Here is a 7,202-nt window from a genome sequence, read left to right on the forward strand (position 1 = left end):
CCCGCTCGGGCTACGCCCTCCCGGGGCTCTCATGCGTGCGCCACAGTGGCCGACTTTTGCGCCGCCGCGTGGCCGGTTTTTACTCCGCCGTTGACAGTCTTCACTGATCAGCGAGCGCGTCTCCGCTGGCATGAAGGCGGCCGCAGCGCGCGGCAAGCATCTCGGCCGCCCTCGGCTTGCACCTTGGCTAATCACCGAAATCGAAGCGCTCGCCGCCTCAACCGATCTCAGTGTGCGGCAAATTCATGAGAAAATTGGCCAAAAGGCCAGTCGTGGTCGCGTCGGCGAAATCGTCAAACACGTCAGATTCCCAAATGAACCGCCCGTGTGAACTTTTTACACGTACTTTCAATCTACCCCATGAAGCTGGGCGAAGTCGTCGCCAACCAGAAAAGCGACGGAAAACTGCTATCGCCCGAAATGCTGGCCCATGTCTCGCCGCTCGGATGGGAGCACATTAATCTGACCGGAGAATATCGGTGGCCAAAACCTTAGCGTAGGATTCCGCCCCCTCCCGCAAACGACCCCAGTTGGCTCCATGAGGTGAGCGCAGCGCTGCCCGTTGAAACCATCGCTCTGATGGTCGGGTCCTTGACCGACGCGGATGCGCCGACTGGCTTCAACGCAATGAAAGCCGATGCGGGCCGCGCAACGCTCGACAATATTCTTGAAGTGACCGGGCGGTTGGCGTTCATCCGGGAATTGAATCTTCGCCGACATATGCTTGCAAATATCAACCCGGCATGGGTTGAGCATATTGTCCGCCGCGTTTCCGGCGAGAAGGCTTCCGAGATGCGCCGCCACACGGAAGCTCGCCAACTGGCACTTTATGCTGTGTACCTGATGGAGCGAGAGTCGACGATCACGGATGCAATGGTCGAACTGCTTGTTGAAAGGTACACAAAATCGGAACCCGGTCGAAACGGAAAGTGGTGGGCGACATCGCCAAGGATATCGAACGCGTCTATGGCAAGGAACGGCTTCTAGTCGATATTGCCACCGCATCGATTGATGCTCCGGATGGCCGCATTTGCGATGTCATCTTCCCGGTTGTCGGCAAGGATAAGCTGGCGGCGATCATCAAGGAAAGTAAAGCCAAGGGTGCGCTCGACCGCCGCATTTATGCAGTCATGCGCAATTCATGGGCCAATCATTATCGCCGGATGCTGCCAAGCCTGCTGTCGGTGCTGGAATTCCGGTCGAACAATGCAGTCTGGCGACCGGTCTTATCCGCTCTTGACTGGCTCAGGGCGAAGCTGGACGATGGATGTCGGTTCGTGTCGCAACAGGAGTTGCCCATCGACGGTGTAATCCCGACCAAATGGCGCAGTTCCGTCATCGACCGGAATGGTCGTGTGAACCGCATCAGCTATGAGCTCTGTGTTCTGACACAATTGCGCGAGTGCATCCGGTCAAAGGAAATCTGGGTAGTCAGCGCCGATCGCTATCGCAACCCCGATGATGATCTGCCGAAGGATTTTGCGGTTCGTCGTTCCTCTTACTATTCTCGACTGAATCTGAATGAAAATGCCCGTGAGTTTGTGGCGTCGGTTCGCAATGAACTGGAGCACGAGATGCTGCTCCTTAACGAAACGATCCCGCGAAATGAGAAGGTGAGAATTCTTTGGCGTGGCAAAAACCGGATTTCCATCACGCCGCTCAAACCCGTGCCAGAGCCAACCGGACTGGCCGCGATTAAATCGGAAATTGGTCAACGCTGGCCGATGACGGGTCTCCTTGAAGTTTTGAAGGAAGCCGCACTCGACACCGGGTTTCTCGATGCATTTGAGACCTCGGCCTCCCGCGTCGCGTTGCCCAGGGCCACCCTGGATCAACGATTGCTTCTTTGCCTCTATGGTCTTGGCACCAATGCCGGTCTGAAACGAGTGGCCGGTGCTACCGCTGACGCCAGCTATGAAGAGCTTCTGCATGTGCATCGCCGGTTCATTCATGCGGGCGCTTTACGGGAGGCATGTGCGCGTGTCGCCAATGCCACGCTAGCAATTCGCAATGCTGCGGTCTGGGGTGATGCGGGAACAGCCTGTGCCTCCGATTCCACGAAATTCGGAGCTTGGGACCGCAACCTGATGACCGAGTGGCATGCCCGTTATGGCGGTCGCGGAGTCATGATTTACTGGCATGTCGAGAAGCGCGCCACATGCGTTTATTCTCAGCTCAAACGATGCTCGTCATCAGAGGTCGCGTCGATGATCGAGGGCGTTCTTCGCCATTGCACGAATCTAGACATCCAGCGGCAATATGTCGATAGCCACGGACAGAGCGCTGTTGGTTTTGCTTTTTGTCGGTTGCTCGGATTTGAACTCGCCCCGCGCCTGAAGGCAATCGCCCGACAGAAGCTTGCGCTGCCAGACGTGAGCTTTCGTGGAAGATTGCCAAATCTGCTTCCAATTCTGTGCAACCCGGTCAACTGGGAGGAAGTCGAGCAGCAATATGACGAGATGGTCAAATATACTGCTGCCATGCAGAGCCGCACAGCCGATCCGGAGGCAATCCTGCGCCGCTTCGCACGAGCGGAAGTGATGCATCCCACTTATAAAGCATTGAGCGAACTCGGCCGCGCAGTGAGGACGATCTTTCTATGTCGCTACCTGCGTCAGGAAGCCTTCCGCCGGGAAATTCATGAAGGCCTCAATGTTGTCGAGAACTGGAACAGCGCCAACGGTTTTGTTTTCTTCGGCAAGGGTGGCGAAATGGCGACTAACCGCATTGATGAGCAGGAGGTTTCGGCGCTAGCGCTGCACCTTCTTCAAGCCTCGCTCGTCTATGTGAACACGCGCATGCTACAAACGGTGCTCTCCGAACCAGCCTGGCAAGGCCGCATGAAACCGGAAGATCATCGCGGCCTCACGCCGCTGATCTATGCTCACGTCAATCCATACGGTCGGTTCGATCTTGATCTGGACAGCAGGATAGATTTCGGCAGAATCGCCGCATAAGCAGCGGTGCAAAAAAGTCGCGTTGAAAAACTCAGGCTCTAACCTGAAACTTCAATTAGCATTTCTGCAACAAACAATCGCGCATGAGGATCAGTGAAGTATCAGAAGTTTTTCATACCATCTAGCGAGGCCGGTGCTAAATTAGAAGTCGTTGCGGCCAAGCCTCAACATGATGGCCCATATCCAACGATCATTTTCAACCACGGCTCTACCGGTCGAGGTCAAAACAAGGCCCTCTATTCGAGGACGATATGTCCGGCTGTCGTAGGGAACTATTTTGTTGAGCGGGGCTGGATGGCTCTGTTTCCACAACGCCGGGGGAGAGGGAAATCCGGCGGTGTCTACGGAGAAGGGCTTGCTTCCGATGGCTCCGGCTATTCCTGTGATATTGAGATTACGATGGCGGGGTTCGAGCGGGCCGTAGAAGATATGGATGCTGTCGTGCGTTATGTGCGCGAGCGGTCTGATGTGAATCAGGATCAACTAGTCATCGGAGGTGTTTCTCGCGGCGGCATCTTGGCAATAGCATATGCAGGGATGCGGCCGAATACATTCCGAGGTGCGGTCAATTTCAACGGCGGCTGGCTTGGTAGAGGTTGCCTCAGCCATGAAACCGTCAATCCGCTAATCTTCGAACGAGGTGCACCTAGCGGAATTTCAACGCTCTGGCTGCACGGTAGTTATGACCAGTACTACCGGATCGGGCACTGTAGAGGGAATTTCGAAAGGTTTCTGTCATCTGGCGGTCGAGGGAGGTTTGTGGCTGCCCCCACGGGCCATGCATTGATGTTCAAGCCTACGCTCTGGAAGAACGACCTCAATCAGTACATGGATGAGATTACCATGTCGCAAGAGTCAGACTGAAGCGGGTTATTCTTGCGACAGCGTTTTGCCCGACATCACTTTTGGGTACGCCCTAGAGTGACATTCAAATGTGACGCGTGCGGAGTGTAACAAAAGGGTGGATTTTCGATAAAAGTGACGTTACACACTCGAAGCCACCCTAATGTGACAGAATCGCAATGGCCCGCATCGGATACGCTCGCGTTAGCACCACAGACCAGGACCTCGTTATTCAGAACGAGCGTCTGAAGGCCGCAGGTTGCGCAATCATCCGCTCGGAAACCGGATCAGGGGCGTCCCGAAAGGGGCGGTCCGAGTTGGAAACCATTATGCAGTTTTTGCATGCAGGCGACGAACTGGTAGTTCTGCGGCTTGATCGGCTCGGCCGTTCCACACGGGACGTTCTCAATCTCGTTCATGAGCTTGACGAAAAGGGCGCGTCACTCCGCATTCTTGAGCCCGAAGTCACGACGGCCGGAAGCATGGGTCGAATGGTCATCACCATCCTCGGCATGGTCGCTGACATGGAACTGAAGTTCATCAAAGACAGGCAACGAGCGGGCATCGACGCGGCAAAAGCTGACGGCATCTACACGGGCAGGAAGAAGAATGTCAATGACGCGGAAATCCGCAGGCGGATCGCGGCTGGCGCAACCAAAGCCGCCGTTGCTCGTGAGCTGAACATTTCCAGAATGACTGTCTACCGCGCCTTGGAAGGCCACGCCACCCAGTCAGTCAGAAACCGTGTAAAATAAGCGATTTCTGTCCGTTCTTTGAGTTGGACAAAAATCGCAGCTTCGCGCCGACTGCGTCAAATTAGAATAAGTAGTATGGCTCGATCAATGAATGAGAGCGCAAATCACGGGAGTGTTAGGCTATTATATTAGAATAGTCGAATATACTTACAATACCAATAAATTGTTGGCATAACATTTTTTCTGGAAAAATGGGGCTCTCAATCCATTAGGCCTTATGTCGGATGATCTAAAGGACGGTTTGGCGAATATGTGTTCTTGTAGTTGAATTTATACACTTGAAAATTGCGTTTAGTTGATAGAATGTTTTTATCAACAGGGCAGCATGTCGTCGGGGCAGTCATTAGAGTTCGACACGAACAGGAGGCCGACTGTACATGATGGTATATTTCAATAATCTTTCTAAGTCGTGGGAAGAAATCGAAAGCGCCGACCCCCAGCATAACTGCCGATAGCTTGCGTTGTAGAAGTCAATGTTATGAAGCTCAGGGCCTCCCCATTCGGCCCAACAATATCTGTGGTGTTCGAATGAAGCGATCGCTGGCAATAGGAATCGTTTATAATTTGCGCGAAGAATATCTCGCATTGGGATACTCCGAGGAAGAAACGGCAGAGTTTGACACCATAGCGTCACTGGAGGCGATGGTTGGGGGGCTGGAACGCCTTGGCCACAGTGTTGATCGGATCGGTGATGGGCGAGCACTTGCGGAGCGGCTCGTAAGGGGCGATGTCTGGGATTTAGTTTTGCCGATGGCGGAGGGACTTAGCGGGCGTAGTCGGGAAGCGCAGGTTCCAGCACTGCTAGAACTCTTCAATCAGCCATATGCTTTCTCAGACCCTCTTACAATGGCGATCGCATTGGACAAATCGGTGGCAAAACGTCTAATTCGCAACGCTGGCGTCCCGACTGCTGAATCCATGTTGGTGGAGACCGGACGAGAAGATTTCACGAAATGGCAGCACTATCCGGCTTTCGTGAAACCGGTTGCCGAGGGTACGAGCAAAGGCTGCGGCCCAGATTCATTGATTAAAGACCCGGATCATCTCGCCAAGACAGCTCTATCGCTCATGAGGCATTTTCGCCAACCGGTACTTGTGGAAACTTACCTGCCGGGTCGGGAATTCACTGTTGGCATTATCGGCAATGACGATCAAATACGGGTTTTAGGGGTGGCTGAGATTACAATGAATGCGGGTGCGGATCCCGACATATTCTCAATGCGCAATAAGGAAGATCAGGAATCACTTTGTACATTTAGCAGAGTAGACGATGCCGAAGCCCAAACCGCCGCCAGTTTAGCTCTTGTTGCGTACGGTGCACTCGGATGCCGAGATTTATGCCGCATCGACTTCAGATCTGACGCGGTGGGAAATCCTCATTTTTTGGAAGCCAATCCCATCGCAGGCTTGCATCCCACTAATTCTGACCTGCCTGTATTAGCAAAGTTGCATGGGGTTCCGTACAACGCTCTTATGGACCTTATTATTTGTACTGCTGCGGATCGTTATGGGCTTAATTCAGCGCAGCGGAATATTACGCAGATTATGTCTGAAACACCTTATCTTTGAGAGGGAGCTCATCGAGACCATCATCCAAGAGGAGGATTTAATTCGGTTCTGACCAGATCACTGGTCCTTTTACGCGGCAGAGAGTTCCCAGAATTTTGCGTGTAGATAAACTCACACAGGATTGGAAACATCATGAACCGAGAAGTATTTCTGACAAAGGACAGCTTTGCTCCGGACGACTGGAAAAGCTGGAAATTTCATATGAAGAACCTGATCAGAACTGAAGATAATCTAGCAAAATGGATTAATATTTCTGAAAGGGAGCGTAGGGGCATCACAGTTACGGAAAAATCATATCTTTGGATGATCACGCCGTATTATGCATCTCTTATGGATCCGGAGGATGAGAACTGTCCTATTCGTCTTCAGAGCATCCCGCACCCCGTGGAAACCGGTTCGTCGTCCGGCGCCAGTGTCGATCCCGTTGGCGATATGAAATACGCTAAAACGCGGAGGGTGGTTCATAAATATCCCAACAGAGTTATCCTTCTAGTCTCGGACACATGTCCTGTTTATTGCCGACATTGCACTCGAAAATTTCATACGACTTCTCTCGAAGGCACCTACTACAATGCCGAGTTTGGAAATGATTATGAACCGGATTTTGAATATATCCGGCAACATTCTGACATAACGGACGTATTGTTGACAGGAGGAGACCCGCTTACTCTTCCAGACTCCAAAATTGACATGATACTCAAAAACTTGAGGTCTATCCCTCATGTCGAAATTATTCGGATCGGATCGCGGTATCCGGTATTTCTACCACAGCGCATCACACCTGAGCTGTGTGAAATATTATCGCGCTATCACCCTGTCTGGTTCAGTACCCATTTCAACCATCCAGTGGAGGTGACAGGAGAGGCTGCCGCCGCAGTGGACATGTTGCTGCGCCATGGAATCCCCGTTCAGAATCAATCCGTTCTGTTGAAAGGTATTAATGATAGCGTAGAGATCATGCGGACTCTCAATCGTCGGCTTGGCCTGCTGCCGGTTTTTCGGACACCGAGTTAAGCTAATCCGACCTTGTTTTCAAATTCCATCGGGCTGAGATAGCCCAGTGTCGAATGCCGACGCT

The 7,202-nt window shown here is 52.6% G+C and carries 6 protein-coding genes and 1 pseudogene; all 7 read left to right on the forward strand.

The window, feature by feature from the left end:
- Positions 1 to 357: 357 nt before the first annotated feature.
- Positions 358 to 495: pseudogene (locus tag NHF53_RS21995) on the forward strand (Tn3 family transposase); the annotation flags it as partial.
- Between the two features lie 48 nt (positions 496 to 543).
- Positions 544 to 987 (forward strand): hypothetical protein, encoded by a 444-nt coding sequence (locus NHF53_RS22000; protein WP_252836106.1) that lies wholly within the window; start codon positions 544 to 546, stop codon positions 985 to 987.
- Positions 930 to 2,957, forward strand: coding sequence for a Tn3 family transposase (locus NHF53_RS22005; protein WP_252836107.1), 2,028 nt, complete (start codon positions 930 to 932; stop codon positions 2,955 to 2,957). The genes NHF53_RS22000 and NHF53_RS22005 overlap by 58 nt, the downstream gene beginning before the upstream one ends.
- Before the next feature lie 93 nt (positions 2,958 to 3,050).
- Positions 3,051 to 3,821, forward strand: coding sequence for a S9 family peptidase (locus NHF53_RS22010; protein ID WP_252836108.1), 771 nt, complete (start codon positions 3,051 to 3,053; stop codon positions 3,819 to 3,821).
- A gap of 158 nt (positions 3,822 to 3,979) precedes the next feature.
- Positions 3,980 to 4,555, forward strand: coding sequence for a recombinase family protein (locus NHF53_RS22015; RefSeq protein WP_252836109.1), 576 nt, complete (start codon positions 3,980 to 3,982; stop codon positions 4,553 to 4,555).
- Between the two features lie 528 nt (positions 4,556 to 5,083).
- On the forward strand, positions 5,084 to 6,124 hold the full coding sequence (locus NHF53_RS22020; protein ID WP_252836110.1) for a hypothetical protein: 1,041 nt from the start codon (positions 5,084 to 5,086) through the stop codon (positions 6,122 to 6,124).
- 132 nt (positions 6,125 to 6,256) lie between these two features.
- Positions 6,257 to 7,138 (forward strand): KamA family radical SAM protein, encoded by an 882-nt coding sequence (locus tag NHF53_RS22025; RefSeq protein ID WP_252836111.1) that lies wholly within the window; start codon positions 6,257 to 6,259, stop codon positions 7,136 to 7,138.
- Positions 7,139 to 7,202: the final 64 nt, after the last annotated feature.

Source organism: Ciceribacter sp. RN22, from assembly GCF_024054295.1.
GTDB lineage: Bacteria > Pseudomonadota > Alphaproteobacteria > Rhizobiales > Rhizobiaceae > Allorhizobium > Allorhizobium lividum.

Coding starts and splice junctions, on each gene's coding strand:
- NHF53_RS22025 (WP_252836111.1), top strand. CDS start 6,257: ATGAACCGAGAAGTATTTCTGACAAAGGACAGCTTTGCTCCGGACGAC.
- NHF53_RS22020 (WP_252836110.1), top strand. CDS start 5,084: ATGAAGCGATCGCTGGCAATAGGAATCGTTTATAATTTGCGCGAAGAA.
- NHF53_RS22015 (WP_252836109.1), top strand. CDS start 3,980: ATGGCCCGCATCGGATACGCTCGCGTTAGCACCACAGACCAGGACCTC.